Origin of the sequence: Acinetobacter sp. Ac_5812 (assembly GCF_013072695.1) — a bacterium.
Taxonomy (GTDB): Bacteria; Pseudomonadota; Gammaproteobacteria; order Pseudomonadales; family Moraxellaceae; genus Acinetobacter.
In genome coordinates, this window is sequence record NZ_LXUK01000022.1 from 353,907 (window position 1) to 380,107 (window position 26,201).

Sequence of the window (26,201 nt, forward strand, 5' to 3'; positions counted from 1 at the left end):
GCATTAGCTAGCAGAGTGCGAGCCAAAGGAGAAACCATGTCAGCTTATCCACATTTATTAAAGCCACTTGATTTAGGCTTTACCACCTTAAAAAACCGTGTCCTCATGGGGTCTATGCATGTTGGTTTAGAAGAAGCACCCCAAGGTTACGAACGTATGGCTGCATTTTATGCAGAGCGTGCCAAAGGTGATGTTGGATTAATCGTCACAGGTGGTATTTCTCCAAACGATGCAGGTCTTACCTTTGCCCACGCATCTAAACTAGATAGCATTGCAGAAGCAGAAAAACATAAAGTGATCACCCAAGCGGTACATGATGCGGGTGGTAAAATCGCGATGCAGATTTTACATACAGGGCGCTATTCTTATCAGCCTGAGATTGTTGCACCTTCTGCGATTCAGGCACCAATTAACCCAATTAAACCAAAAGCATTAAGTTCAGCTGAAGTACAGCAAACTATTGATGACTTTGCCAACTGTGCCAAGCTGGCACAATATGCGGGCTATGATGGTGTCGAGATCATGGGCTCGGAAGGTTATCTGATTAATGAGTTTATTGCAGCACGGACCAATCACCGTGATGATGAATGGGGCGGTAGCTACGAGAACCGTATCCGTTTCCCGATTGAAATCGTAAAGCGTACCCGTGATTTAGTCGGTGAAAATTTTATTATTATCTATCGCTTATCGATGCTGGATTTGGTTGAAGGTGGTTCAAGCTTAGAAGAAGTCATTCAACTGGCGAAAGCAATTGAAAAAGCGGGTGCTACCATTATCAATACAGGGATTGGTTGGCATGAAGCACGTATTCCAACCATTGCAACCAAAGTACCACGCGCTGCATTTACATGGGTGACTGAAAAACTAAAAGGTCAAGTTTCAGTTCCACTGATTACTTCGAACCGTATTAATACCCCTGAAATGGCAGAACATGTATTGGCTTCTGGTCATGCCGATATGGTGTCTATGGCGCGCCCAATGCTGGCCGATCCTGAGTTTGTATTAAAAGCCAGTGAAGGTCGTAGCGATGAAATCAACACTTGTATCGGTTGTAACCAAGCCTGTTTAGATCATATTTTCTCAATGAAAATTGCCACTTGCTTAGTCAATCCACGTGCTTGTTACGAAACTGAGCTTATTTTTAAAGAAGCGAATACCGTTAAAAACATTGCTGTGATCGGCGCAGGACCAGCAGGTCTAAGTTTTGCCGTCTATGCCGCAAGTCGTGGGCACAAAGTTAAAGTCTTCGATGCAAGCAATCAAATTGGTGGTCAGTTCAATATTGCGAAGACCATTCCAGGTAAAGAAGAATTTTACGAAACCTTACGCTACTTCAAACGTCAAATTGAATTACAGCCGAATATTGAGCTGGTGCTGAACCATACAGCCACTTATGAAGAACTTAGCCAAGCAGACTATGATGATATCGTGGTTGCAACAGGGGTAACACCGCGTCAATTGCAATTTGAAGGGATTGATCATCCAAAAGTATTGAGCTACATCCAAGTGTTGAAAGAGCGTGTGCCTGTAGGTAAGCGTATTGCCATTATTGGTGCGGGTGGTATTGGTTTTGATACAGCTGAATATTTAACTCATGAAGGTGATAGTGGCAGCTTAAATCCTGAAAAGTTCTATGCAGAATGGGGCATTGATACCTCTTATGCACATGTGGGTGGTTTAAAAGCAGCTGAATTAGAAAAGTCTGAACGTGAGATTTACTTATTGCAACGTAAGAGTGCATCTGTTGGTGCTGGTCTGGGTAAAACCACAGGCTGGATTCATCGCACAGGTTTAAAACATCGTGATGTAAAAATGATTGCTGGAGCAAGCTACGACAAGGTGGATGATCAAGGTTTGCATATTACCGTTGATGGTCAAAGTCGTGTGCTTGATGTAGACAATGTGGTGATTTGTGCGGGTCAGGAATCTTATACAGCCATGTTTGATCAGCTTAAAGCGGACGGTAAAAGTGTTCACTTAATTGGTGGAGCCAAAGAGGCGGGCGAGTTAGATGCAAAACGTGCAATTCGCCAAGGTGCTGAGTTAGCAGCAACATTGTAAACATGCTAGGGAGTATTTTCTACTGAGGAAATGCTCCCGACTTATCCATTAAATCTCAAGGGAGAATAACAATGACATTGGAAACCACAAAACAAGCTTTAGAAAACTGGCATCAGATGATTAAAACAGGTGACCTATCAAACTTAAATGAATTGCTGGCTGATGATGTGGTGTTTCGTTCACCAGTTGCCTACAACCCTTATGAAGGGAAACACGTGGTTTTCTTTATCTTGACCAATGTGATTCAGGTATTTGAAAACTTTACTTATCATCGGGAGTTTTATACCGAAGATGGTGAGAATGTTGTGTTGGAATTTAGTGCCAATGTCAGCGGAAAGTCACTTAAAGGGATTGATATGATTCGCTTTAATGAACAAGGCAAAATCATTGATTTTGAGGTGATGATTCGCCCGATGAGTGGTTTAGCAGCATTGGCAGAAAAAATGGGTGCACGATTTGCCAAGTATCAACCGAATTGATGTCTACAAAATAGCCTAAGTAATATTAAGAGAATTAAAATGTGGTTAAAAATTTCAACTTTTGCATTACTACCTGTATTAGTCATACAGGGTATGAAAGTTCGTAATAATACACCACGTCTTTCAGAAGCAAGTGGCGACCGTCACGGTATCGTTGGTCACGGTCAGCCACTTTCTTTACTTATTCTTGGCGATTCGGCTGCGGCGGGTGTTGGTGTTGAAACCCAACAACAGGCTTTATCGGGAGCGATTATTGCTGAGCTGCAACATGAATATCAGTTGCAATGGAAATTGCATGCTAAAACGGGCGATACCACCCAACAGGTTTTTCAAGCAGTACAACAGTTAGATCAGCAGTGCTATGATGTTGTTATCACTTCAATTGGTGTGAATGATGTGACTAAACTGACCTCTGCAAAATCTTGGCTTAAACAACAAAAACAGCTATTCACTTATATACAGAATCAGTTTCAGCCTAAACTCATTATTGTATCGGGTGTGCCACCAATGCAGCATTTTCCAGCTTTACCTAATCCTTTGGCTTGGCTGTTTGGAAAATATGCAAAACAAATGAATCAGGCATTACAGCAATGGTTGGCACCACAATCTCAATTTCGATTTATTCAATATGATATTGAAGCTTTTCACGCAATGGATTTGCCGATGGCAAGTGATGGTTTTCATCCAAGCAAAGAAATCTATGCCATCTGGGGACAACAGGTCGCAACTTTGGTGCGACAAACATTTACTCATGCTTAGATAGAGGCGGTTATTGAATATGGGTATATCTGCTTTAGATAAAATCAAAGTGTTAGGCTCAGAGTTCCTTGATTCAGTACTCGGTGCTGAGCAACCCAAAATGTATTATGACCCGAAAGGGAAAATTAAAGATGTTTTGGAAAAATTACCACAGTTAAAGCAAAAATATCGTCCTACGCCTTGGCTGAGTAATACACATCTACATTTATTGTATTTTGATGTGATTCGTAAGAAAACCATTAAACTTGAATATGATCGCGTTGATCGTTTGATCATGCAGGATGGAGGGATTACTGCCGTTGCGTGGTATGGTTATGAGCTACCTGTAGAAACACCAACCGTTGTGATTATGCATACGATTACAGGGACACCTGAAAGTATGCGTGAACTGGTGAAAGATCTTCATGAATATAATGGTTGGCGAATTGCACTGTGTTTGCGCCGTGGCCATGCAGGATTGCCAATGCCCGTGCCTCGTATTTCACTCTTTGGTTCAACCAGTGATCTGAAAGAACAGCTTGCTCATATTCAAAACCTGTTTCCACAATCTGATTTATATGCAGTTGGTTCCTCAGCAGGTACGGGGCTCTTGGTACGTTATTTAGGCGAGCAAGGGGTAGATACGCCATTCAAAGCTGCTTTTGCAATGTGTCCCGGCTATAACACTGAAATCGGTTTTAAAAATGTGCATCCTTTTTATAGCAAAATGATGACCAAGAAGTTATTTAAATACTTCATTTACCCTTATCAGAATACATGGAATCAAATTGCATCTGTAGAAAAAGTGCTAACGACAACAAGCTTGGAAGAGTTTGAAAAAGAATATTTTGAAATGGCAGGATTTCAGGATTACCAGAGTTATTGCCAAGCGATTAATCCAATCTATGTCTTCGAAAATGTCAAAATTCCATTGATGATTCTCAATGCAGAAGATGATCCAGTCTGTTCAATTAAAAACTTAGAACCTTATAAAGATGCTATTCAGCAAATGGACAATATTGCAGTGGTAACGACCAAAAAAGGAAGCCATTGTGGTTTTTATGAAAGTTTAACGGTGAAATCTTGGGCCTCACGTTTGATGGCGGACTTTTTTAAAAATTACTAATTTATAGACACAAAAAAGCCAGTTGCAAGAACTGGCTTTTTACTATTCACGAATGAATTAGTTATTTAAAGCAGGTGTTGCGGCAGCGATTGCAGCAGCGACAGCGTCATCTTCACTTTGAGCTGGTGTAGATGGTTTTGCAGTTTTAACTGGTTGTTCAGCTTTAGGCTGTTCAGTCTTTGCTGGTTTCTGTTCAGCTTTTACAGGTTTTGGTTCTTCCGCGCGCGGAGCTTCAGTTGCAGCAGGCGTTTCTGTTTGAGCTGGATGAGTCTCACGACGAATCTCAGTCGTTGTGTTTGGTGTTTCTTCACGCGTTGTTTCTATAACAGGCGCTGGAGCTTCGTGTTTATCGACACTTTCTAAAGACTCGAACTCTTGGATTTTTTCAGGCTCAGGCTGGGTTTGAGTCTCAGTTGCGGTCTGTTCTTGCTGCTCTTCGTTTTTTGGTTCTTCTTTTTTCACACAAGCAGTTAATAAAAGACCAGTCGCAAGTGCTGCACAAATTAAAAGTTTTTTATTCGCCATTGCTAAAACAACATATTAAATAAGGACAGCAGCAATTATAACAGTAAATCTATGTGAAGAAATCCCTGTGAATTGTTGAGTTTGTTTATATTTTATAAATGCTTGCAATTAAACAGACGAGCAGCAAGGAATTTAAAAGTGATGAATGCAAGATTTTAGGCATAGCTTTAAGTGATTTTGGCCTGTTAAATGTAATTTATGGATGAAAAATCCACAAAACCCGTAAATTTTTATCGAAAATGCTGATAGAATAACCAGTTGTTTATAGTTCTTTGAATTGATGCGGTTTGACTTTGCTTTATAGGGGCAGAGTACAGTAAAATTGCCCAACATTGTAGGCCGATTTCGGCTCGATTGTACGAGAAACTCAATGACCCATTTTATTTTTGTCACTGGTGGTGTGGTTTCATCACTAGGTAAAGGTATTTCTGCTGCTTCTGTTGCTGCACTTTTGGAAGCTCGTGGCTTAAAAGTCACTATGGTAAAAATGGATCCATACATTAATGTCGATCCAGGTACCATGAGCCCATTTCAGCACGGTGAAGTTTTCGTCACAGAGGATGGTGCTGAAACTGACTTAGATTTGGGATATTACGAACGTTTCTTACGTCGTGCGAAAATGACCAAACTGAACAACTTTACCAGTGGTCGTGTATATCAAGACGTTTTAAATAAAGAACGTCGTGGTGACTACTTAGGTGGTACGGTTCAAGTTATTCCACATATTACAGACAACATTAAAGAACGTGTACTTCGCGCAGGTGAAGGCTACGACGTTGCGATCGTTGAGATTGGCGGTACGGTTGGTGATATCGAATCACTTCCATTCATGGAATCAGTACGTCAGTTGATGGTAGAGCTTGGTCATAAACGTACCATGCTCATGCATTTGACCTTATTGCCATATATCAAATCTGCGGCTGAGCTCAAAACTAAGCCAACTCAACACTCTGTGAAAGAGCTTCTTTCAATTGGTATTCAGCCAGATATTTTAATCTGTCGTACTGAATATGATGTCGATGTTGATACTAAACGTAAAATTGCATTGTTCACCAATGTGGAAGCACGCGCCGTTGTGGTCTGTAAAGATGCGAAAACGATTTATCAAATTCCACGTACATTCTACGAACAAAATGTTGATGATTTAATTTGTGAACGTTTTGGTTACAACGATCTTCCAGAAGCAAATCTTGAAGATTGGGACAATGTGGTAGAAGCATTACTCAACCCAGAATACACAGTACGTGTGGCGATGGTAGGTAAATATGTAGAACTTCCAGATGCTTATAAATCTGTCAATGAAGCGCTTCTACATGCCGGCATTCAAAACCGTGTCAAAGTTCAGATTGATTATGTCAATGCTGAAGAGCTTGAACAGCAAGATATTAGTATTTTAAGTACTGCTGACGCGATTTTAGTTCCAGGTGGTTTTGGTGAGCGCGGTACTGAAGGCAAAATGAAAGCCATTCAATATGCACGTGAAAACAAAATTCCATTCCTTGGTATTTGTTTAGGCATGCAATTGGCAGTCATTGAATATGCACGTAATGTTGCAGCAATGCCTGAAGCAAGCTCAACAGAATTTAACCGCTCAACCAAATATCCACTCATTGGTTTAATCACTGAATGGTTAGATGGACGTGGTGAATTACAGCAACGTAGCCTTGAGTCTGACCTCGGTGGTACGATGCGTTTGGGTGCACAGAAATCTGAACTGGTTGAAGGCACTAAAACACGCGAAGTTTACGGCAAAGCTGAAATTACTGAGCGTCACCGCCATCGTTATGAAATGAATGATCGTTTTATTCCAGCGCTTGAAGAAGCGGGTATGAAAATTTCAGGTTATTCATCAGTACAACATTTAGTTGAAACTGTGGAAATTCCTGAACATCCTTGGTTTATTGCTGTACAATTCCACCCAGAATTTACAAGTTCACCACGTGATGGACACCCATTATTTGCTAGTTTTATCGGGGCTGCTAAAAATCAGCACCAAAAGTAAGTACTGAGTTTTAAATAAACTGGGAAGTTTAAATGTCACAATTAAAACCACAAGAAGTTGTACGTTTAGGCGATATACAAATGGCAAATCATTTGCCATTTGTATTATTTGGCGGAATGAACGTATTAGAGTCAAAAGATTTGGCATTTGAAATTGCTGAAACTTATGTCGATATTTGCAAGCGCTTAGATATTCCTTATGTATTTAAGGCGAGCTTTGATAAAGCAAACCGTTCAAGCCTGAACTCATACCGAGGACCAGGTTTGGAAAAGGGTATCGAATGGCTTGCTGACATTAAAAAGCATTTTAATGTGCCCATTATCACTGACGTTCATGAGCCATACCAAGCAGCGCCAGTTGCTGAAGTTGCCGACATTATTCAACTTCCTGCCTTCTTAAGTCGTCAGACTGATCTTGTTGAAGCAATGGCAAAAACCCAAGCCATTATCAATATCAAAAAAGCACAGTTTCTTGCGCCACACGAAATGCGCCATATTTTGCATAAGTGTTTGGAAGCTGGAAACGATAAACTCATTCTTTGTGAACGTGGTTCAGCATTTGGCTATAACAACTTAGTTGTAGATATGCTTGGTTTTGACACCATGAAAGAAATGAATGTGCCTGTATTCTTTGACGTGACACATGCATTACAAACACCTGGCGGACGTGCTGATTCTGCTGGTGGTCGCCGTGCCCAAATTACGACTTTAGCGCGTGCGGGTATGGCAACAGGTTTAGCTGGTCTGTTCTTGGAAGCGCATCCTGAGCCAGAAATTGCAAAATGTGATGGACCATGTGCATTGCGTTTATCTCAGCTTGAGCCATTCTTGGCGCAATTAAAAGAATTGGATACTTTAGTTAAAGGATTCAAAAAGTTAGACACCCATTGATGCAATAACTTGCATCTTGTTTTTCATTCAACAGAGGAATTGTTCATGAGCCAAATCGTTGACATCCGCGCACGTGAAATTTTGGACTCTCGTGGTAACCCAACCATCGAAGCAGACGTTATTTTAGAATCTGGGGTTGTTGGTCGTGCATGTGCACCATCTGGTGCTTCAACTGGTTCTCGTGAAGCTTTAGAACTTCGTGATGGCGATAAAGCACGTTATTTGGGTAAAGGTGTTAAAACTGCGGTTAATAACGTAAATACGATTATCCGTGATGCTTTAGTGGGCAAATCAGTATTTGAACAAAAAGACATCGATAATACGATGATCGAACTTGATGGTACTGAAAACAAAGAAAAATTAGGTGCTAACGCAACTTTAGCTGTTTCATTGGCTGCTGCTCGTGCTGCTGCAGATGAAAAGAAAATTCCTCTTTTCCAATATATCGCAGATCTTCGTGGTCAAACGATCTTGACTATGCCAGTACCAATGATGAATATCATCAATGGTGGTTCGCATGCCGACAACAATGTTGATATTCAAGAGTTCATGATTGAGCCTGTAGGCTTTACATCATTTGCTGAAGCATTGCGTGCAGGTGCAGAAATCTTCCACTCACTAAAATCAGTTTTAAACAAAAAAGGTTTAAACACTGCTGTAGGTGACGAAGGTGGTTTTGCACCAAACTTGCGTTCAAACGAAGAAGCAATCACTGTTATTCTTGAAGCGATTGGTCAAACGGGTTACAAAGCTGGTTCTGATATCATGTTGGCACTTGACTGTGCTTCTTCAGAATTCTACAAGAATGGTCAATATATCCTTGCTGGTGAAGGTAATAAAGCATTCACAAGCAACCAGTTCTCTGACTATTTAGCTGGTCTTGTAAACCAATACCCAATCATTTCGATTGAAGATGGTTTAGATGAATCTGACTGGGAAGGTTGGAGCTACTTAACCTCAATCCTTGGTGACAAAATCCAATTGGTTGGTGACGATTTATTCGTAACTAATCCTAAGATTTTACAACGCGGTATTAATGAGAAAGTCGGTAACTCTATTCTGATCAAATATAATCAGATTGGTACATTGACTGAAACTCTAGATGCAATCTACCTTGCAAAAGCAAACGGTTATAGCACTGTAATCTCACACCGCTCAGGTGAAACTGAAGATTCAACTATTGCTGACTTGGCAGTAGGTACTGCAGCGGGTCAAATCAAGACCGGTTCACTATGCCGTTCTGACCGTGTAGCGAAATATAACCAATTGCTTCGTATTGAAGAATTAACGAACGCAGCTTACCGCGGTAAAGCTGAATTCAAAGGTCTAAACTAAGGTCAATTTATCTATGTTGAATACTTCTGATCATCTTTCTTTACAAAAGACAGAAACTCTGCAAATTCATAATCCTATAGAATTTGCAGATGATCTTCCTTGTAAGAAGGATGTAGGGAATTTTTCATGATAGAGATGTTTCGATCGACCTCGAGTAAATTGATTCTAGTGCTTGTTATCGCTCTGGTGGCAAGCCTACAGTATCAATTTTGGCTAGGTGAGGGTGGTTATTTTCCTCACCTAGCTTTAACTCAACAAATTACGCAGCAAGCAGAAATTAATACTGAGCTCAAAGAGCGAAATCGTATTTTAGCTGCAGAGGTTTTTGATTTAAAAAGTGGCAGTGAAGCCATTGAAGAACATGCACGTTTAGATTTAGGTTTGGTCAAGCCGAATGAAACCTTCGTACAAATGAGTACCATCAGTACCCATTACAAACCAATTTATATCGATCCAAACGCAAAAGAAGACACTGCAACCAATGAAAACCCAGACTAAGCTGTGGGCGGTTGTACCAGCAGCGGGTTCGGGCAGTCGTTTTTCAAAAACTGAATTAAAACAATACCAGTATATTCAAGAGCATACTGTACTTGAACACACCGTCAATCGACTGAATTCGTTAGATTTAGCGGGTTGCGTACTTGCCATTGGTGCACAAGATAATTTTGCAAAAAGCCTGTCTTTTCAGCATGTAGATAAACTGCATTTTTGTTTGGGTGGCTCAGAGCGAGTACATTCTGTTTTAAATGCTTTGATCTATTTATCTGGCATTGCTCATGAAGATGATTGGGTATTGGTTCATGATGCAGCACGTCCATGTGTTACTTCTGATTGCTTAACCCGTTTGGTTAAATCAGCACAGCATTCAAATCAAAGTGCAATTCTTGCTATTCCAGTACGTGATACGCTTAAACATGTCGTAAGCCAAAACAAAATCGAGAAAACCGTGAGCCGTGAGTTGTTGTGGCAAGCACAAACGCCACAAATGGCGAAACTCGGTGTTCTTAAAAATGCGATTGAAAAGGCTTTAGCCAATCACATTGTGATCACTGATGAAGCAAGTGCTTTGGAATATGTGAACGAGCCTGTGCATGTGGTGCAAGGGCGTTCTGACAATATCAAAATCACTTATACAGACGATTTAGAGCTTGCTCGTTTTATTCTTCAATCTCAAGACCATACTTAATTAGCCTAAGAATGGCTCTTATTTTTTTTAACTCAAAATAGCCTAAGTAGATTTAAGTGATTTTTCCATTTTTTTTACATCAATCTAAATGACAAAATTTCTATGATTTGTTAAATTTGAATAACATACTTTATAACGGAACAACAAATGAAAAAATTATTCATTGCGGGTCTTTTTACTTTTTCTCTCGTTGGCTGTGCCACAACACCTCAACAACCTCAAGATACGACGCTAGAAACAATTCGCTACTCATCTAGTCCATGTTTTGGTGCATGCCCAATCTATTCTGTTGAGATTACACCTGAAGGTGCTGTTCATTTCGATGGTAAACAATACACCAAAGTAACAGGTACTCAGGATTTAACCGTTGATCCTTCTGTTTATAAGAAATTACAGCAAGAGCTAAAGACCTATCGTCCTGCAACAGGTGCGAATGTAAAAACAACTGGTTGCAAAGAAACAGCAACTGACCAACCAAGTGCTTATTTTTCGTGGAAAAAGCCAGATGGTACTGTAACAAAACTGAGCCATTACACAGGATGTATTTCTCCAGCAAATGCTGAGTTGAATAAAGTAATTGATAAATTACCAAAACTAATCGGTATTGAAGATCTCGTTCGTTAAACTCACTGCTGTAAAAATAGACAAAATTAGCATTTATGCTAGTTAAAGGTATAAGTAAAATCAGTTGCTTATACTGCTATTACAGCAACGCGGATGATATAAAATGTAGGCTGTTGTATTAGTCAATACAACAGCCTAAAGCTAGAATTAGCATGTTTGCAGGGCTGAATGGTTCTGGAAAAAAGTATCATTAAATAATAATATTTATCGCCTCAGCATATTCGGGTGTATTTAGATGCAGCTGAACTTGAAAAAGCGTTAAATGCAATCTGAACGTTGAATTTAAAGACCTATCAAGAAGTTCTACTAGATGTATTCATGTTGGCTTTTTAGCCCCAAAAAGAAAAAACTTAATCAACAAGTCTGTTGGTCTTTAAAAATTAGATTTTTTATAAACTTACTATTCAAAGAGACGATGAATTTGTAGTCTGCAAACAGCAATTATTCTTTTTTTAACAAATTTTCAATGAGATAGTTATAAAGTAATTTTATTCGTTTTGGTGTTGGTCCTAGTTGTGGACGATATAAATATAAGCCCCAAGGAGATGATTTAATATTTTGCATCACCTCAACAACGGTACCTTGTTTAATCATGGGTAAAGCTAGAAAGTCGGGAATATGACCAAAACCAATCCCATCAATCAATGCCTGGCAATAAGCATCAAGATCATTAGTTGAAAAGAGAGGTAAATTGGGCATAAAAGTCTGATCATATTCAAATCCCCAGAACCAATATTGATTTGAAGATAAGTTTTCGAATGCAATGATTGGAAAATGATTCAGATCCTCAATCTGTTGTGGCTGTCCAACTGTTTTTATCAGTGATGGAGCACCGACTACACGGAACCCCATATTCATGATTTTACGAGATACAAAGCGATTGTCATTTAAAAAACCAATACGAATACCAATGTCTATTTGATTAGTAATGACATTGCTGTGTTCATCAGCCAGCATACAGCTAATTTTTATCTCTGGATAATCAATTTGGAACTTTGAAATTAATGGGATAACGATATGCCGACCAAATGTGGTTGGCATGGTCAGACGGATATGACCAGAGACATCTTCAATCGCTTCATTAGCACCGTTCTTGACTAACTCATTAATTTTGTTAATTAAGGGTTGGGCCTGTTTTAATAGTTCTTCACCTTCACGGGTGATTTTATGACCTCGTGTACTTCGATAAAAAAGAATCTCACCCTTCTGATCTTCCAACTCCTGAATCGCACGTGTAATTGATTGTGGGGATTTCCCTAACTGTATCGCCGCTTTTTTGAAATTTTCTGCGTTTGCAACTGTGCAGAAAATTTTAATCAATTCGAAATAGTTATTCATAGATTATTCCAAATTGTGGAATTAAGAAATCCATATTCTATCATTTTTTTTGATTGAATTTTTCAGTACATTTCATCATCAGCCCTGATTGTTCGGCAACTTATTTATGCATAGAGGTAAATTAGATGAAAGCACAAATCCTGAAAAGTTATGATGTTAAAGAATTTAATCTTATTGAAATTCCAATTCCTGAGATTAATGCAAATGAAGTTTTAGTAAAAATTCATAGCAGCGGTGTTAATCCGATTGATTATAAAATCCGTGAAGGTGCTGCACCTTATGCAGATCCAGTCTTGCCAGCAGTATTAGGAACAGATCTGGCGGGTGAAATTGTCGAAGTTGGGAACAACGTTACAGCTTTTAAGGTCGGGGATGAAGTCTATGGTCTAGCAGGTGGAGTCCGTGGATTACAAGGAACGCTAGCAGAATATATTGCTGTAGATGCCGATTTACTTGCCATTAAGCCTAAAAGTTTATCTATGCGTGAAGCCGCAGCTTTACCATTAGTTTTCTTAACAGCTTGGGAAGGCTTGGTTGATCAAGCTCGAATAAAAGAAGGTGATACGGTTTTAGTACAGGGTACTGGTGGTGTTGGTCATATGGTTGCCCAACTTGCGAAAGCGAAAGGTGCACATGTCTATGCGACTGGTTCAGCAAAGCGTCAGAAAATGATTGAGGGGCTGGGTGTGACAGCAATTGATTATGGGGCAGAAAGTGTTGAAGATTATGTGCAAAAATATACTGGAGGTCAGGGGTTTGATATTATTTATGACACAGTAGGTGGTGATACGCTTGCCGCATCATTATCAGCGATAAAACCCTATGGACATATTGCAAGTTGTTATGCCTTTGGTGAAATCAATTTAGCACCATCTTCTTTACGTGCCGCAACCATTTCAGGTGTGTTTGTGTTATTACCGATGTTATCGGGTCAAGGACGGGCTCATCATGGTGATATTTTGCGAGAATTAACCCAGTATGTTGAATCAGGAACAATCAAACCGATTGTTGATCCACGTACTTTTACTCTAGAAAATGCGCTTGAAGCTCATGATTACCTAGAAAGTGGCTCTGCTTCAATTAAAGTTGTGGTCGATATTATTTCATAAACTGACTAAGCAGCTATATCTTTTGAAATATAGCTGCTTGTTTTTATTAATGAATATCAATCATCATAAATTTCATGATCGTTACGAACACAGTAGCAACCTGTTGATGCAGGCCATTAAGCATTTAAAGTTGATAATTCTTCAAGTGGTGAGAAAGCAGATTTTTAGCAGAAATAGATCAGGTTGATCGACTAAAATCTCTCTAGCGTACGTAATAGTGTTTTCGATTTGATGTATAGAAAGAGTACTGTCCGCCTTTGGAGCGTTGGCTCATTTAAGGACTTTAACGCTGTTTGATCACCATTTTGTATGCTTATTATTCAAATTAAAATACTTAATTTTTAAAAATATTTACCAATATATGCCAAATTTCATGAAAATTAGCCATTAAGCGCTAATATTGAATAAGTTTATTCAAATATTATCTGAAGTAATATATTATAAAAACATATATTGATTAGTGAGAGGATGATGACTAGTATTCTTTTAGCTTTGATTGGTGGTGCACTAATTGGATTAGCGGCTGTAGGTTATTTATACGTCAATGGGCGTATAGCGGGTGTGAGTGGTTTGATTGCCCAATTATTACAGCCCAAAACATTTTTGAGTAGTTCGGCTTTTTGGTTTTTATTGGGTCTGATTATTACACCCTTTATTTATCAAATTTTTGTAAAGCCTGAAATTATTATGCAGTCATCTCCACTCGCTTTGATCATTGCTGGGCTGTTAGTGGGCTTTGGAACTCGTTTAGGTTCAGGTTGTACCAGTGGGCATGGGATCTGCGGGATTAGCCGTTTATCGCCACGTTCGATGGTTGCCACAATCACATTTATGTTCGCTGGCTTTGTTACGGTGTATGTCGTACGTCATATTTTGGGAGCCGCGTAATGAAAAATCTATTTGCGTTTATCTTTGGCAGTGTATTTGCATTGGGTCTATTGATTTCAGGTATGTCAAATCCTGAGAAAGTATTGAGCTTTCTAGATATTTTTGGCGCCTGGGATATTAGTTTAATGTTTGTGATGATTGGTGCAATTGCGGTTGCATTTATCCCATTTCAAAGAGCCTTACGCAATCCCAAAACATTATCAGGTGAGGTGATTGCTTTACCAAACAATAATCAAATTGATAAGAAGTTGATCACGGGTGCGATATTATTTGGTATGGGTTGGGGCATTGCAGGGATTTGCCCGGCACCCGCAATTACCTTGATCGGCTTGGGTTATTTTGAGGTTTGGTATTTTATAGGCGCAATGCTACTCGGCATGTTGATCCATCGTCTTTGGGCCAAACAGTAGGAGAAATGCAATGCAACATCCAACAGTCAAAGCCTTTTTTGATGAACAGAGCAATACCTTTAGTTATGTTGTACATGACCCTGAAACAAAGCATTGCGCGATTATTGATAGTGTTTTGGATTATGATGCTGCCTCAGCTTCGACTTCCACACAACATGCAGATGAGATCATTGCTTATATTGAATCTCAAGCGCTCATAGTTGAATGGATATTGGAAACGCATGTTCATGCAGATCATTTAACCGCATCGCAATATCTGAAATCCAAGCTTGGTGGCAAGATTGCCATGAGTGAGAAAATTGCGATTGTTCAGGATACCTTTAGTGCAATTTATCATATTGATCTTCAATATTTTAATACGCATCAAGTGTTTGATTATCTGTTTAAAGACCATGAACACTTCAGTATCGGAAACCTAGACGCATATAATATACCAACGCCAGGACATACCCCTGCGTGCTTAAGTTATATCATTGGTGATGCTATTTTTGTTGGCGACACCTTATTCATGCCAGATTATGGCACGGCGCGCTGTGATTTTCCCAAAGGAAGTGCTGATCTATTATTTGATTCTGTACAAAAACTTTATCAACTTCCTGATCAAACGCGTGTTTTCTTATGCCATGACTACAAGCCAGAAGGTCGAGATGAGTATGTGTATGAAACCAGCATTTGCGCACAAAAGCAGCATAATATTCATATCAACATGAAAACGCTTAAACAGGACTTTGTACGGATGCGTCAAAGCCGTGATGCAACATTGTCAATGCCAAAGCTTATTCTGCCCGCAATTCAAATTAATATGGATGCAGGCAGATTACCTGAACCTGAGACTAATGGAATCCGCTACTTAAAGTTACCTCTGAATTACTTTAATCGATCATAAAATACTTAATTGCTCAAAAGGATTTGAGCGATGTCTTTTTCACACACATTAAGTATGAAAAATGAAGCTTAGGTTTTGTTTGAACACTCAATTGTTATGTTATAACATAACAATTGAAAATAAGGAGTTCAATGTGCGTTACAAAGCCTTGGCAATAGCCATTCTATTCATTCATCAGCAAGCATCTGCAAATGAGCAGGACAGTCCTGTAATTTTGCCAAACATCAGTTTAAAAGCAGAAACAGATCTTTCAATCGGGAACAATACCATTGTAGGGAATCGCAATTCACAACATCAAACTTTAGGGGATGCACTTAAGCAGGTTTCAGGCATACAAAGCAGTTCTTTTGGTCCCAACGCAGGCGCACCTGTGATTCGAAGTTTAAGCGGGAATCGTGTACAGATTCTTGAAGACGGGCAGTCGATTTATGGCATGAATGCTGTCAGTGGCAATATTGCCATTCCATTTGATCCTTTATTTAATCAATCTATTCAGGTAAATAAGTCATCGGATAGTGTGAGATACGGTGGAAATGCCATCGGTGGTAGTGTAAATGTAGAGAATGGTCTGATTAGCAAAGAAATTCCTAAGAAAGATCATAATTTAGAGCTGGCTGTGCGAAAAGGCTGGAACAGTACCGATGCACATGGCTTTAAGCTGAATTTAAATAATCAAAGCAACTTTTCAACCAATTTTTTATTTTCTAAACAAGACATTTCATCTTATAAAATTCCGGGGAATAGCAAAGCTGAACAATGTAATAGTGGAATTTTTCCTGCGACGGGTGGGGTGAATTCAGCCTTGGCAGATGCGTGCCAAAAGGATGCACGTATACAGCAGATCTATAACATCGCGTCACAAAAATATATCGATCAATTTATGACTGAAAATCCAGATTGGGCGGATGGACAGTTTTCATTTTATACCGATAAACCGACATCTGTTTGGAGTGGTAAGACTTATACCAACCCAGCTAATCCTGAATATAAGCCTGATACACCTAAGTTTAAAGAAAACAAGATTAATCAAGATGTGACCCCAAATTACAAGCGAAAATTAGGCAACAGTTATTTAGAAAATCAGCATTATGCGATTGGCAGTACTTATTTTCTGGAAAATGGTTATATTGGCCTGAGCGCGGATTCGAAGAAAAATGCCTATGGGGTTCCAGGTTTTTCTTTAGAAAATAAGTCATTTCAATCCTCCTATGAGGATGGTTTGCCAGTTGGTGTAAAAACCGATCAAAGGAAATATAGCCTAGATAGTCAGTTTAATTTTGATATCCCCTTTTTAAAGGGCATTGATATCAAAGCGAATCAGCTCATCAATCGTTCGGGTGAGTATTTAGGTCCGCAACTCGCTAATGATTACCGCTTTGATACTAAACAAGCCGAAATTGTATTGAGACATCAGCCTATTCGCTACGTGAATGGTTTATTAGGGCTGAGCCAGAGTGACCGTAGCGTCGAAGGACAGGGCAAGCTACGTTATCTTCCCAATGTCAACACCAAAACTCAAGCCATTTTTATTCAAGAGAAGATTGATTTGGATCGACTCTCTTTTGATGCAGGCTATCGCCAAGAAAGCATTGATCACTCGATCAAAGACAGTGACTTTAAAGTATCTCGTAACTCGCCGAATACTAAGTTGCAAGATACCAATTTCGATTTAGAAAGCTATAGCTTTGGTTCATATTTCAAAATGAATGACTATCTAGGTATGAAGCTTAGATATTCAGTATCGGAGCGTGCACCAGAGCTGAATGAGCTTTATGCGAGTGGCAACCATTATTCTATTATGATTAATGAGCAAGGAAATCAAAAATTAGAGCCTGAAAAATCTAAAAATACAGAGCTGACAGCTTTATTCAATTATCAAGATTTTAATCTTGAGGCTACTGTATATAAGATGAAATTTGAAAACTATCTCTATCTCACTCATTCTGGAATGCAAACGGCGAACCGCTTACCACTCAAATACTGGACTCAAACAGATACAGAAATCACAGGCTTTGAAGTTGACCTTAAGCAGAAAATCAATACTCAGCAATTTGGCATTTTTACGCTTGGCGCATTGTCGGATTTTGTAAAAAATAAGAATTTAAATCCGAATCGAACGAGCTTGTTTAATGATGGCAATTATTTACCAAACATGCCAACAAGCCGTTATGGTGCAAGCGTAGAGTGGAGTAAAGGGGATTGGGCTGCACGCCTCTCAAGTATTTATTATGATAAACCTAAATATCTAGGCAAGAATGTTTCGGAGGAAGAGCCTTTACCAGCCTTCAATATGGTCGATATGCAGATTAGTAAGCATCTAAAATTAAAGAATTCTGATATTGACGTGTTCTTGAATGGCTCAAATCTGCTGAATGAGGAAGCGAGACCGCATAACTCCCCACTGAAATACATTGCACCATTGCCAGGGCGTGGTTTTCAGCTTGGCGTAACTATGAAGATATAAGGTATAAATCTGGCCACTGAAAGAAAATCCCAATAAGCGCTTTCAGTGGTCGTCACTTAACGCGATTGATTTAATTTTTTTAATGAATTTTTGACGATTAGATCATGCACCAAAGAGACAGGAAGCATATAAATCTTTCCGAAAAAATTATAAGTGATGACACTGGTTGTGACCGTTAATTCATTCTCAAGCTCATCATGTTCCTGAAGCTGTAATGCGACTAATACACTGAGATGTTTATCTGTAGACTGTAAATATAATTCCTTGTCCGTAATTTTCACCACATCAAAAAAATCCAACTTTTCATTGATCTGAACATTTTCTGGTTTAACCGAATCAAAGCCTTTGATCGGTTGAACACCTCCAAACTTCGAACTTAAAAAATCCCTGATCTTAAAAGCGATACGTAGCCAAAAGGGGGGATGACCTGTCATTAAGTTATAAACTTGCATCACTGTCAGGTTCTTGTCGATGTATTGATGTGCTTCATGTAGGTAGTTAAGCGCTGCTAATGGAGCAACCAAAGGATGAAGGTCATTCTGATGTCCCATTGTGCTTATTCCTGAATCTATAGATATATGAAACTTATATTAATTTATAGGTGAATTACTGAATATTTGTCAATCACATAATCTAATTTATATTCAGGATTAGATGGCTTCTTCCAACCTAAAAGAGTTATTCATTGGATATTTCTTTTGCTTATAAAAGTTATATTTCACATAGTTTATAGAGATTTAAGTACAGCAGGATCAGCAAAAACTAAAAATATTTAGATCCTCGCTACTTTACATAGTGTAGTGAATCCTCCAATCGTAGTAGTAAAACAAATTCAGTGATAATTGCATCTGCTTAAACATAGTCGCAGGGTGGAATAAGCCTAAATACGACGCCATGGCTTTACAATTCCCGATGATCGATATGGTTATGCACAAGTAAAAAATATGGCAAAGTATGGAGCCATTCAGTTGGGATGGTAAATTTTTCAAACCTAAGGCACCTATGGCAAACTCACTCCTCTATGACGCAAAAAGCAATGTTTTTAAAAGAAAGAATGCAGTAAAAGGGGCTAAATGAGCGAAGTCAATATAGCAAAAAAAATTTGAAATTAAGGATAAAAGATGAGTGACTATATCAGTATCAATAAGCATGCTTGGAATTTAAAAACAAATGCGCATATCAAGAGCGAGTTTTATGACAATATTTCCTTTCTAAAAGGAAGAAATACATTAAACCCAGTAGAATTGGGTATTTTAGGGGATATTTCAGGCAAATCCATACTTCACTTACAATGTCATTTCGGACAAGATTCTATGTCTTTGGCTCAACTTGGCGCTAATGTTACAGCTATAGATTTTTCAGAAGAAGCCATCAAAAAAGCAAAAGAGTTTAACGATGAACTAGGTTTAAATGTAGACTTTATTTGCTCCAATATTTATGAGCTACCCAGTATTTTAGACAAAAAATATGATTACGTATTTACGAGTTATGGTGTTATAGGATGGTTAGAAAATTTAGATTTATGGGCTAACGTAATATCCAATTTTTTAAAAATTGGGGGTAAATTTTTGATTGTTGAATTTCATCCAGTCATATGGATGTTTGATGATGAAATTAAGAATATAACATATAGCTATTTCAAAAATGACCCTATAAATGAAACATCTACGGGTTCTTATGCAGATAAATCAGCAGAAATAAACTATCAAGCCATCACTTGGAATCATAGCCTGAGTGAAATATTTACAAGTTTAATCAATCATGGAATAAATGTTCTCGAATTCAAAGAATATGATTACTCATCATATAACTGTTTTGGCAATATGACTCAAGAGAATGAAAAATACAGGATTGAGCATTTTGGCAAAAATTTACCATTGATGTTTTCGATACTAGGTGAAAAGAAACAATAAATTTAGATTTATTAGGTATTAATAACTTAATTTTTTTGTAATTTTTTAATTTCTTGGATGAGGTTTGTGATGATCTTTAGATGTGTCAAAGACCATTGCAGTCTGTTGTGAGTCCTTTATTGATATGAAAAATGATGAATTTTGAGTAGGAATCTTTACTTTTTATGCTATAAAATTAGCTCAATAATTAAACTTGAGAATAAAAAATGTCTGAACAGAAATATCATTGGTACTTAATTACTTATACCTTTAATGATAAGAGTAATAATGGCAATACCAGAAATTTTAGTATTCAGCTGCCTTTAGAAACATATCTACCACCAGTTTCCAAGTCAAAGCTTAATGAGTTGAATGCCATTGGCGCCGAGTGGATCCAAAAGAATGATCCCAAGACTCAGCCAGAAAATTTATTTGCGATCTCGATTTGCTATTTAGGTGAAATGACACAATAACAATTTAATGTTTAAAAAGGAAGTTGTTGTAAACCATTAATTTAATAAAATTCCAGTTGTAGAGATTGGTATTTTATTAGGTATAAAGAAAAACTATGAGGTATACTCGTTAGTAAATAAAGGTTTTTAAGGTTCATTTAACTAATTAGAAAATACTTGACAAATGAAGGTGACTTAGATTACTTCAGTGTATATTCAAAAAATAAATAGAAAGATATTATTAAATTAGCCTAGGAAAAAATATCTGTGGAAATATTATCTAGGTATAAACACGTATTCCATATAATCTAAATTTTAAAAATGTTATATTTACTAAAATTATAGTTTTTTTAGGACAAATTAGATGAATGCAAAACTCCTAACTTTAATGATATTAATTCTATTTATGGTTCATCAGTCGAGTTATGGTAAAGAAGAGTTTACTAAAGATGAGTTTTTAATGAAATCAGAATTAATAAAATTAGCTTTTAGTTGTTCAGAATTAAATAATATTGCAAAAAATTATGATAATGCAAAAAGGTTAGGTGTAATAGCTATGGCTCACGGATTTGAAATTTCTAAATTTACAATTAAAGAATTAAAAAAAGATAAAAAAGTTGATCAATTTTTAATTGATCTGAATACACACTATAAAATCAACAACGATGTATATGCTGGTTTTTTGCTTGGTAAACAACAAAATGAGATAGAAAATAAAATCAATCAATTAGTGAATGACTTGAGCGAAAATAATTATGATAAAAGAGAAAGTGTGGCTAAGCAGTTGATTATTCATAAACAATGTAATTTACTATAACAAGCTTAAAAGGTTTCTCTCTCAATTTAAAATTTGGCTCTTTATATAAATGACTGATATAGAAATAGAAACACATCCATTACAACCGTTTTTACCTTCCAGTGCGAAGCTATTGATGCTGGGTAGTTTTCCACCGCCGCAAACTCGCTGGAAGATGGATTTTTACTATCCTAACTATCAAAATGTAATGAAGTAAAATCAAATTAAAACATTGATTTATATTGATTATAGCTATAAAAATCAGTGTTTTTTTACGTAAAAATGGGACTTATAGAAATCATAGAAAACAATAACTTATAAAACCCATTTGTGAAAAGATTTTCTGTCATTTAAGCAAATGGCAGGGCAATCCCCACATCTACGTCATTCCAAACAATTTCATGTCCTGCTTCATAATGTTCTGTCATTTTTAATGAGCTATGGCCAGCTAAAGCTTGAGCACTTCGACCTGCTTTTTTATGCAGAAAAATAGCCAATGCTCGTATTTCATGAAAAGTCGGAATCTGCCTACCTTTTAGATCTGGATATGCCTTAGAGAGTTTAACGATCTTCAAAAATTCCTCGGATAAATATTGAGGAAGAATTTGAGTCCAGTGCTCTTTATTCGCATTCTTAGTTTTACGCTTGGGGATTTGATAAATTACAAACGGAGTAACAACTTTAGCTGATTTGCATCGATCTAAAACCTTTTGCAGTTCTGCATCAATTTTAATTCGAACATATCCAGCACCTTCCATCACCTCAAATTCATCGAATGAATCGGTGGTGGTTTTCTGTTGCGCAATATGAATATATCCATCATAAATATCAGTCCAACGTAGAGCCACAATATCCGTTCGTCTTTGAGTGGTTAAAAGAGATAGGTCAATTGCGTTCTGGAGCCACAATGGAGAATGAGCTCTAATCTGTTGTAGTCCCGCAATTGTATGGCGCTTACGTTGTCTCTGGACATGCTTTGTCAAAGTAATGCGGGCAGGGTTATCAGGGCAGATCCCTTTACTCATCGCTACATCAAAAATATTACAAAGCAAGCTTCGAAGCGCCTTACGGTTTGATGGTGTCAGCTCATCTAATTGATCATTTACCATTTTTAAAGTAATGGAGTCTAAAGATTTATTACCCCAAACTTTGAAAATTCGGTTCAACTGAATTTGATAATTCTTCTTTGTGTTGTCCGATATAGGGCGACCATCTTTACGTCTCTTTTCTTCAAGGAACTGTTCGCAAAAATCTTTAAATGAGACTGCTTTGCCAGTTACGCTAGAAACATAATCTTCTTCCTGAATCAGTAGTGAGTTAAGTTTACGTGCAGCTTGAACTGCAATTGCCTTGTTACTCCCCATAGAATGAAATTTACCAGTTTCAGGATGGCGATATCGCCAAGATTTACCATTATCCCTATAGAGATTCGCAGGCAAGTCTTTGTTGCCTGCATTTCTAGAACGTGACATTTTTAACCTTGCAGTACTTTATTTACTAACTCATCGCCAGTTTGCTTTTCATAAGCTTCCCAGTTGATGTACCAGGTACCTCGTTTGCCATCTTCTGCGCCATGTAATTCAGCAGGCAATTTACCGATGCGGCATTTACGGGTGATGGTTTGGGGAGTGGGAGGAGTGGCGCCATTTTCAGCGTCTCCATACACGCGCTTAATGAATTCAGATACTCGAATTAAGCAAGACATAAATATTTCACCTTAATTAGCTATTTATTTTTTCAAAAGACTGCATGCGCGCAGCCTTTTGATTGGTTAATAGCGATACTGAGACATCCTTGATCAATTCATTGCCTTGCAATATCTGCTGCTTTGCTTGGAGAGCTGTCGTAGCCTCTACACGTCCTCGTAAGCTGCCTTTGCCATGAAGCTTGGCCACATACTTAAAGATGTAGGTTTTTACGCACTCCAACCCTCCATGTCCTTTTTTGCTTTACATGCCTGCACAATCTGAGCTTCATAGCGAGTGCCTTTAAACTGCTTATAGATCACGCCTAGATCTGCTTCTTTATCGGTGTGATGAATTGCGTTTAATGCTTGCTGAAAATCATTGGTCAGTTGCTGTGCCGCATTGGGTGGTGCGGTTTGGTTTTGCTGCTGACGTTGTTGTGCAGGTTGCTGGTTCTGGTTACGTTGCTGATACTGAGCAGGGGCATTCTGTTGATTGTTCCGAGTCTGCGTATTGGTTTGTTGGTGGTAAGCATCAGTATCGGCATCTTGGGTATCATCAATCAGGAATAGGCCATTCAATGCGTATTTACGTGCATAGGAACTGGATGAACCAAAAGTCTGGGCCACATCCATTCCTTTTTTATTGATCTCCACACCAGCATGTGCGGTAGTCATGGTTTGTTTACCTTCGGCATCGGTAAAGACTGCTTTGGCGGTAATCACGACCACAGGGCCGATCTCTTGTACTTCATCGCTAACCACAAGAGTCGCACCGTATTTTTGCAATAGCGGCTTAACACCTTCAAGAATGTCTTCAAGGCTACATTCGACCTAAGGTTGGTGAATCATGAGTTTAGATGCAACCATTTGGGCATTTAAGGCCGCGGTTAAAACATCAAGCCAAAGACTAGTCTTACTTGCCTTAGCCGATCGTGCAGGTGATGAACACAAATGCTATCCGAGCCTAAAACGTTTGGAAAAAGATACGGTACTCAACCGTAAAACGATCATCAAAGTTCTGGATGAACTAGAAGAAGCTGCATTCATAAAATTTACAGGTAAAACGACGGGTAACGGAGTGAAAATCTATCAACTGATTGGTATTGTTGGCCGAGAAGATGAAGATCCAACCAGTACCAAAAATGGAACTAGTTCCAAAAACGGAACGGGTACCAATTTAGGTACTGGTTCCAAAAACGGTACTAGTACCAATAAGGGAACTGCCAGTAGTACCAAAAACGGTACTGCAACCAGTACCAATATTGGGACACAGAACCTCCCAATGAATCTCTCATTAGAATCTAAAAATAAAAAACACTGGCTCTGTTTAAAAAAATTGAGTGATGAAATTGCTCAAGCAAATCCTGACCAGAATCCGGATGAGTTGATTCAAGCCAGTTGGTTTGAACGAGAGCGAAATGCTTTCGAAAGATTCAACGAGTCGAAGAATGTTTGTGATGATCTCTTGGTCTATCACTTTGCAGACTGGTTGCTGAATGCGAAAACGAAATATGAGACGCGGGATCAGGCGAATCTTCCGAAAACAGGGGCTCGGGTTCGAGTCCCGCTGAGTGCATCAAACGGATTGAGCGACAAACAGATCAGATTCTTTGCAAGCAAGTTATCTCGACTACCTGACTTCGCTAAATACTCAGTAGGCAACGAAAGCTATGAGCAGTTGGCGAAACGTTTGGAACCAATGCTCAAAGATCCGAAGAATATCCAAAAGTGGGCTGAGTATTTAACCCAAGTTGGATTTGAACAAAAGGGGGCGGCATGAAGCTCACAGAAGCTCGAAAAAAGGATTTAGCAAAAGTAGTTGCTCGTCGTGACAAATTACGAGGAAAATACAATCGTAGTGGACTGTCAAACACTGATTACAACGAGCTACTTCAATTAGATAAAACAATCGAGCAAGCGCTCAAGGTTGGTTCAAATGAAAAGTATTAAAGAAAGATGGAATGCATGGAAGCATCAATCATGGATGATTGTGATTCTAGGGCTAGGACCAACAAAATGTGCTCTTGACGACTATTCGAAGGCAAAAGCTGTTAAAGCTGAAGTTCATGAGAAGGAGTCTAAATGACCACAGTCATTAATCGGCTTGAATGTTTTGGATGTTTATAAGAATGACCTCAATGAGCATCGATCAATACCGACGTGAAATCTTAAAGCAAAATGATAGGCCTAAGGCTGCTAAACGTAACAAGTTCAACGCACAGAAGGTTGAGTTTGATGGCATGACCTTTGATAGCAAAAAAGAATATAAGCGGTACATAGAGCTCAAGGCTATACAGCAACGTGGGGAGATTACTAGGTTAGAACATCACACTAAATTTGAACTGGCACCCAAGACCAAACTTGAAGGGGAAAAACGAGCAAAGCCAGCAGTTAGATACTTTGCTGATTTCACATATTACTTAGCGCATAAATACATGGTTGAGGATGTGAAGTCGGCAGCAACGAGAAAGTTAGCGAGTTACAGAACTAAAAAACACTTAATGAAAACGGTTCACGGCATTGATATTACAGAGGTATGAACAGATGAATGCAACCACCATAAACAAAACTATGGACTGGTCAAAGTACACAATTGACGGATGGTTAGAGCAGTTCGGTGCTTGGTGTGAAACTGTGCGCATGAAAGGTGGGGATTTACCAGATGGTTTGCATATCAATCAAATTTACTGGTTGCTGCGAGAAGCAGGAAAGGAGATGCCTAAGAGTAAATCTTTTATTCGTTGTGATATTGATGATTATGAAGCGGATCAAGTGCAGGCTTTAATACGAAGTTTGTTGAATTCAGATAGGACCGATTTCACTACCAAGTTCGCCTTGATTTGTTTAATAAAAAATAAAGTGGAAAATAAAGGATTAGGAAAGGTTGCACAAGAAACCAACCAATCAAAAGCACAAGCAGCTATAATGGTCAACTGCGCACGATTTTACTTAGCCGGTCATGATAAGAGACTAAGACAGGGTTAGAAAATGTTAGATTATAGGGTGGTTTTGATAAAAGGAACCACAAATGCAAAAATTGATAAAGTTGTAATGGAATCATTTCCTGAATTATTAGACAAAGTCACAATTCTAAAGTCCACAATCTCAAGAAGCTTATGTCTGACTCTCAGGGAAAAAAATAGCTTTGAAATGATTGAAGCACAAAACATAATTGAGAGATTTATAGTATTTCTATACCTTGAGGGGGTAATTCAAACTGACTGATTGACTGTCTAGACGTGATATGGCATATTTCTGCTATAGTGGATGAAGTTATAGTTAATTTACTAAATCCTTATACCACATTGTTGGT

General features: G+C 38.3%; 29 protein-coding genes and 2 pseudogenes. 24 read left to right on the forward strand and 7 right to left on the reverse strand.

The window, feature by feature from the left end; translation table 11 throughout:
* The first annotated feature begins 36 nt into the window (after positions 1–36).
* From A7P55_RS15100 to A7P55_RS15115, 4 genes are all read left to right on the forward strand, one after another.
* Positions 37–2,061 (forward strand): NADPH-dependent 2,4-dienoyl-CoA reductase, encoded by a 2,025-nt coding sequence (locus A7P55_RS15100; protein ID WP_216078064.1) that lies wholly within the window; start codon positions 37–39, stop codon positions 2,059–2,061.
* A gap of 71 nt (positions 2,062–2,132) precedes the next feature.
* Complete coding sequence (locus A7P55_RS15105) at positions 2,133–2,540, forward strand: nuclear transport factor 2 family protein (RefSeq protein ID WP_171552713.1); 408 nt, start codon at positions 2,133–2,135, stop codon at positions 2,538–2,540.
* Between the two features lie 39 nt (positions 2,541–2,579).
* Positions 2,580–3,299 (forward strand): SGNH/GDSL hydrolase family protein, encoded by a 720-nt coding sequence (locus tag A7P55_RS15110; RefSeq protein WP_171552714.1) that lies wholly within the window; start codon positions 2,580–2,582, stop codon positions 3,297–3,299.
* A gap of 19 nt (positions 3,300–3,318) precedes the next feature.
* Positions 3,319–4,404, forward strand: a complete 1,086-nt coding sequence (locus A7P55_RS15115; protein ID WP_171552715.1) for an alpha/beta fold hydrolase — start codon at positions 3,319–3,321, stop codon at positions 4,402–4,404.
* A gap of 57 nt (positions 4,405–4,461) precedes the next feature.
* On the opposite strand, the gene A7P55_RS15120 is transcribed toward A7P55_RS15115, so the two are convergent.
* Positions 4,462–4,929 carry an internalin gene (locus A7P55_RS15120; protein WP_171552716.1) on the reverse strand — a complete coding sequence of 156 codons (468 nt, stop codon included), beginning with the start codon at positions 4,927–4,929 and terminating at the stop codon, positions 4,462–4,464.
* A gap of 370 nt (positions 4,930–5,299) precedes the next feature.
* On the opposite strand from A7P55_RS15120, the gene A7P55_RS15125 reads away from it, so the two are divergent.
* The 6 genes from A7P55_RS15125 to A7P55_RS15150 all read left to right on the forward strand — a co-directional run bounded on the left by A7P55_RS15125 (position 5,300) and on the right by A7P55_RS15150 (position 10,966).
* Positions 5,300–6,931 carry a CTP synthase gene (locus A7P55_RS15125; protein ID WP_171552717.1) on the forward strand — a complete coding sequence of 544 codons (1,632 nt, stop codon included), beginning with the start codon at positions 5,300–5,302 and terminating at the stop codon, positions 6,929–6,931.
* 32 nt (positions 6,932–6,963) lie between these two features.
* Positions 6,964–7,821 (forward strand): 3-deoxy-8-phosphooctulonate synthase, encoded by an 858-nt coding sequence (kdsA, locus tag A7P55_RS15130; protein WP_005153309.1) that lies wholly within the window; start codon positions 6,964–6,966, stop codon positions 7,819–7,821.
* 45 nt (positions 7,822–7,866) lie between these two features.
* A complete protein-coding gene (gene eno / locus A7P55_RS15135) occupies positions 7,867–9,156 on the forward strand; it encodes a phosphopyruvate hydratase (protein ID WP_171552718.1) in 1,290 nt (429 codons plus the stop codon).
* 126 nt (positions 9,157–9,282) lie between these two features.
* Positions 9,283–9,654, forward strand: a complete 372-nt coding sequence (ftsB, locus tag A7P55_RS15140) for a cell division protein FtsB (RefSeq protein ID WP_171552719.1) — start codon at positions 9,283–9,285, stop codon at positions 9,652–9,654.
* Complete coding sequence (gene ispD / locus A7P55_RS15145; RefSeq protein ID WP_171552720.1) at positions 9,638–10,342, forward strand: 2-C-methyl-D-erythritol 4-phosphate cytidylyltransferase; 705 nt, start codon at positions 9,638–9,640, stop codon at positions 10,340–10,342. Before ftsB ends, ispD begins: the two co-directional genes overlap by 17 nt.
* A gap of 147 nt (positions 10,343–10,489) precedes the next feature.
* Positions 10,490–10,966, forward strand: coding sequence for a DUF6438 domain-containing protein (locus A7P55_RS15150; RefSeq protein ID WP_171552721.1), 477 nt, complete (start codon positions 10,490–10,492; stop codon positions 10,964–10,966).
* Positions 10,967–11,407: 441 nt separating this feature from the next.
* Here A7P55_RS15150 and A7P55_RS15155 read toward each other — a convergent pair whose 3' ends face one another.
* Positions 11,408–12,304, reverse strand: a complete 897-nt coding sequence (locus A7P55_RS15155) for a LysR family transcriptional regulator (RefSeq protein ID WP_171552722.1) — start codon at positions 12,302–12,304, stop codon at positions 11,408–11,410.
* A 125-nt stretch (positions 12,305–12,429) separates the two neighbouring features.
* Between A7P55_RS15155 and A7P55_RS15160 the strand changes: the two genes are divergently transcribed.
* The 5 genes from A7P55_RS15160 (at position 12,430) to A7P55_RS15180 (ending at position 18,061) form a co-directional block, all read left to right on the forward strand.
* Complete coding sequence (locus A7P55_RS15160) at positions 12,430–13,413, forward strand: zinc-dependent alcohol dehydrogenase family protein (protein ID WP_171552723.1); 984 nt, start codon at positions 12,430–12,432, stop codon at positions 13,411–13,413.
* 471 nt (positions 13,414–13,884) lie between these two features.
* The gene (locus A7P55_RS15165; protein ID WP_016652371.1) at positions 13,885–14,301 is read left to right on the forward strand and encodes a YeeE/YedE thiosulfate transporter family protein; all 417 of its coding nucleotides are present in this window, start codon (positions 13,885–13,887) and stop codon (positions 14,299–14,301) included.
* Positions 14,301–14,711 carry a DUF6691 family protein gene (locus A7P55_RS15170; protein WP_171552724.1) on the forward strand — a complete coding sequence of 137 codons (411 nt, stop codon included), beginning with the start codon at positions 14,301–14,303 and terminating at the stop codon, positions 14,709–14,711. The genes A7P55_RS15165 and A7P55_RS15170 overlap by 1 nt, the downstream gene beginning before the upstream one ends.
* A 10-nt stretch (positions 14,712–14,721) precedes the next feature.
* Complete coding sequence (locus A7P55_RS15175) at positions 14,722–15,597, forward strand: MBL fold metallo-hydrolase (protein ID WP_171552725.1); 876 nt, start codon at positions 14,722–14,724, stop codon at positions 15,595–15,597.
* A gap of 133 nt (positions 15,598–15,730) precedes the next feature.
* Complete coding sequence (locus tag A7P55_RS15180; RefSeq protein ID WP_171552726.1) at positions 15,731–18,061, forward strand: TonB-dependent receptor; 2,331 nt, start codon at positions 15,731–15,733, stop codon at positions 18,059–18,061.
* Between the two features lie 56 nt (positions 18,062–18,117).
* On the opposite strand, the gene A7P55_RS15185 is transcribed toward A7P55_RS15180, so the two are convergent.
* Positions 18,118–18,612 (reverse strand): DUF2867 domain-containing protein, encoded by a 495-nt coding sequence (locus tag A7P55_RS15185; protein WP_171552727.1) that lies wholly within the window; start codon positions 18,610–18,612, stop codon positions 18,118–18,120.
* 570 nt (positions 18,613–19,182) lie between these two features.
* Here A7P55_RS15185 and A7P55_RS15190 point away from each other — a divergent pair.
* From A7P55_RS15190 to A7P55_RS15205, 4 genes and pseudogenes are all read left to right on the forward strand, one after another.
* Positions 19,183–19,974 (forward strand): class I SAM-dependent methyltransferase, encoded by a 792-nt coding sequence (locus A7P55_RS15190; RefSeq protein WP_171552728.1) that lies wholly within the window; start codon positions 19,183–19,185, stop codon positions 19,972–19,974.
* Positions 19,975–20,180: 206 nt separating this feature from the next.
* Positions 20,181–20,426: a hypothetical protein gene (locus tag A7P55_RS15195; protein ID WP_171552729.1), complete on the forward strand. Its 246-nt coding sequence runs from the start codon at positions 20,181–20,183 to the stop codon at positions 20,424–20,426.
* Positions 20,427–20,769: 343 nt separating this feature from the next.
* Positions 20,770–21,222, forward strand: a complete 453-nt coding sequence (locus A7P55_RS15200; protein ID WP_171552730.1) for a hypothetical protein — start codon at positions 20,770–20,772, stop codon at positions 21,220–21,222.
* A 49-nt stretch (positions 21,223–21,271) separates the two neighbouring features.
* A pseudogene (locus tag A7P55_RS15205) lies at positions 21,272–21,415 on the forward strand (G:T/U mismatch-specific uracil/thymine DNA-glycosylase); the annotation flags it as partial.
* A 136-nt stretch (positions 21,416–21,551) separates the two neighbouring features.
* On the opposite strand, the gene A7P55_RS15210 reads toward A7P55_RS15205, so the two are convergent.
* The 4 genes and pseudogenes from A7P55_RS15210 to A7P55_RS15220 all read right to left on the reverse strand — a co-directional run.
* On the reverse strand, positions 21,552–22,673 hold the full coding sequence (locus A7P55_RS15210; RefSeq protein ID WP_171552732.1) for a phage integrase Arm DNA-binding domain-containing protein: 1,122 nt from the start codon (positions 22,671–22,673) through the stop codon (positions 21,552–21,554).
* 2 nt (positions 22,674–22,675) lie between these two features.
* Positions 22,676–22,906 carry a hypothetical protein gene (locus A7P55_RS15215; protein WP_004653695.1) on the reverse strand — a complete coding sequence of 77 codons (231 nt, stop codon included), beginning with the start codon at positions 22,904–22,906 and terminating at the stop codon, positions 22,676–22,678.
* Between the two features lie 16 nt (positions 22,907–22,922).
* Positions 22,923–23,129, reverse strand: a complete 207-nt coding sequence (locus tag A7P55_RS22485) for a hypothetical protein (protein WP_216078065.1) — start codon at positions 23,127–23,129, stop codon at positions 22,923–22,925.
* Positions 23,117–23,710: pseudogene (locus tag A7P55_RS15220) on the reverse strand (ERF family protein); the annotation flags it as partial. The gene A7P55_RS22485 and the pseudogene A7P55_RS15220, both read right to left, overlap by 13 nt.
* Positions 23,711–23,735: 25 nt before the next feature.
* On the opposite strand from A7P55_RS15220, the gene A7P55_RS15225 reads away from it, so the two are divergent.
* The 5 genes from A7P55_RS15225 (at position 23,736) to A7P55_RS15245 (ending at position 26,113) form a co-directional block, all read left to right on the forward strand.
* Positions 23,736–24,668 (forward strand): helix-turn-helix domain-containing protein, encoded by a 933-nt coding sequence (locus A7P55_RS15225; protein WP_171552733.1) that lies wholly within the window; start codon positions 23,736–23,738, stop codon positions 24,666–24,668.
* Positions 24,665–24,838, forward strand: coding sequence for a hypothetical protein (locus tag A7P55_RS15230; RefSeq protein WP_171552734.1), 174 nt, complete (start codon positions 24,665–24,667; stop codon positions 24,836–24,838). Before A7P55_RS15225 ends, A7P55_RS15230 begins: the two co-directional genes overlap by 4 nt.
* Positions 24,839–25,017: 179 nt before the next feature.
* A complete protein-coding gene (locus A7P55_RS15235) occupies positions 25,018–25,428 on the forward strand; it encodes a DUF1064 domain-containing protein (protein ID WP_171552735.1) in 411 nt (136 codons plus the stop codon).
* A 4-nt stretch (positions 25,429–25,432) separates the two neighbouring features.
* On the forward strand, positions 25,433–25,873 hold the full coding sequence (locus A7P55_RS15240) for a hypothetical protein (RefSeq protein WP_171552736.1): 441 nt from the start codon (positions 25,433–25,435) through the stop codon (positions 25,871–25,873).
* Between the two features lie 3 nt (positions 25,874–25,876).
* Positions 25,877–26,113, forward strand: coding sequence for a hypothetical protein (locus tag A7P55_RS15245; RefSeq protein ID WP_171552737.1), 237 nt, complete (start codon positions 25,877–25,879; stop codon positions 26,111–26,113).
* The last annotated feature ends 88 nt before the right edge of the window (positions 26,114–26,201 follow it).

Bases quoted from the DNA above. Each gene is read 5' to 3' on its own strand.
- A7P55_RS15100 (WP_216078064.1), top strand. From the start codon at position 37: ATGTCAGCTTATCCACATTTATTAAAGCCACTTGATTTAGGCTTTACC.
- A7P55_RS15105 (WP_171552713.1), top strand. From the start codon at position 2,133: ATGACATTGGAAACCACAAAACAAGCTTTAGAAAACTGGCATCAGATG.
- A7P55_RS15110 (WP_171552714.1), top strand. From the start codon at position 2,580: ATGTGGTTAAAAATTTCAACTTTTGCATTACTACCTGTATTAGTCATA.
- A7P55_RS15115 (WP_171552715.1), top strand. From the start codon at position 3,319: ATGGGTATATCTGCTTTAGATAAAATCAAAGTGTTAGGCTCAGAGTTC.
- A7P55_RS15120 (WP_171552716.1), bottom strand. From the start codon at position 4,929: ATGGCGAATAAAAAACTTTTAATTTGTGCAGCACTTGCGACTGGTCTT.
- A7P55_RS15125 (WP_171552717.1), top strand. From the start codon at position 5,300: ATGACCCATTTTATTTTTGTCACTGGTGGTGTGGTTTCATCACTAGGT.
- kdsA (WP_005153309.1), top strand. From the start codon at position 6,964: ATGTCACAATTAAAACCACAAGAAGTTGTACGTTTAGGCGATATACAA.
- eno (WP_171552718.1), top strand. From the start codon at position 7,867: ATGAGCCAAATCGTTGACATCCGCGCACGTGAAATTTTGGACTCTCGT.
- ftsB (WP_171552719.1), top strand. From the start codon at position 9,283: ATGATAGAGATGTTTCGATCGACCTCGAGTAAATTGATTCTAGTGCTT.
- ispD (WP_171552720.1), top strand. From the start codon at position 9,638: ATGAAAACCCAGACTAAGCTGTGGGCGGTTGTACCAGCAGCGGGTTCG.
- A7P55_RS15150 (WP_171552721.1), top strand. From the start codon at position 10,490: ATGAAAAAATTATTCATTGCGGGTCTTTTTACTTTTTCTCTCGTTGGC.
- A7P55_RS15155 (WP_171552722.1), bottom strand. From the start codon at position 12,304: ATGAATAACTATTTCGAATTGATTAAAATTTTCTGCACAGTTGCAAAC.
- A7P55_RS15160 (WP_171552723.1), top strand. From the start codon at position 12,430: ATGAAAGCACAAATCCTGAAAAGTTATGATGTTAAAGAATTTAATCTT.
- A7P55_RS15165 (WP_016652371.1), top strand. From the start codon at position 13,885: ATGACTAGTATTCTTTTAGCTTTGATTGGTGGTGCACTAATTGGATTA.
- A7P55_RS15170 (WP_171552724.1), top strand. From the start codon at position 14,301: ATGAAAAATCTATTTGCGTTTATCTTTGGCAGTGTATTTGCATTGGGT.
- A7P55_RS15175 (WP_171552725.1), top strand. From the start codon at position 14,722: ATGCAACATCCAACAGTCAAAGCCTTTTTTGATGAACAGAGCAATACC.
- A7P55_RS15185 (WP_171552727.1), bottom strand. From the start codon at position 18,612: ATGGGACATCAGAATGACCTTCATCCTTTGGTTGCTCCATTAGCAGCG.
- A7P55_RS15190 (WP_171552728.1), top strand. From the start codon at position 19,183: ATGAGTGACTATATCAGTATCAATAAGCATGCTTGGAATTTAAAAACA.
- A7P55_RS15195 (WP_171552729.1), top strand. From the start codon at position 20,181: ATGTCTGAACAGAAATATCATTGGTACTTAATTACTTATACCTTTAAT.
- A7P55_RS15200 (WP_171552730.1), top strand. From the start codon at position 20,770: ATGAATGCAAAACTCCTAACTTTAATGATATTAATTCTATTTATGGTT.
- A7P55_RS15210 (WP_171552732.1), bottom strand. From the start codon at position 22,673: ATGTCACGTTCTAGAAATGCAGGCAACAAAGACTTGCCTGCGAATCTC.
- A7P55_RS15215 (WP_004653695.1), bottom strand. From the start codon at position 22,906: ATGTCTTGCTTAATTCGAGTATCTGAATTCATTAAGCGCGTGTATGGA.
- A7P55_RS15225 (WP_171552733.1), top strand. From the start codon at position 23,736: ATGAGTTTAGATGCAACCATTTGGGCATTTAAGGCCGCGGTTAAAACA.
- A7P55_RS15230 (WP_171552734.1), top strand. From the start codon at position 24,665: ATGAAGCTCACAGAAGCTCGAAAAAAGGATTTAGCAAAAGTAGTTGCT.
- A7P55_RS15235 (WP_171552735.1), top strand. From the start codon at position 25,018: ATGACCTCAATGAGCATCGATCAATACCGACGTGAAATCTTAAAGCAA.
- A7P55_RS15240 (WP_171552736.1), top strand. From the start codon at position 25,433: ATGAATGCAACCACCATAAACAAAACTATGGACTGGTCAAAGTACACA.
- A7P55_RS15245 (WP_171552737.1), top strand. From the start codon at position 25,877: ATGTTAGATTATAGGGTGGTTTTGATAAAAGGAACCACAAATGCAAAA.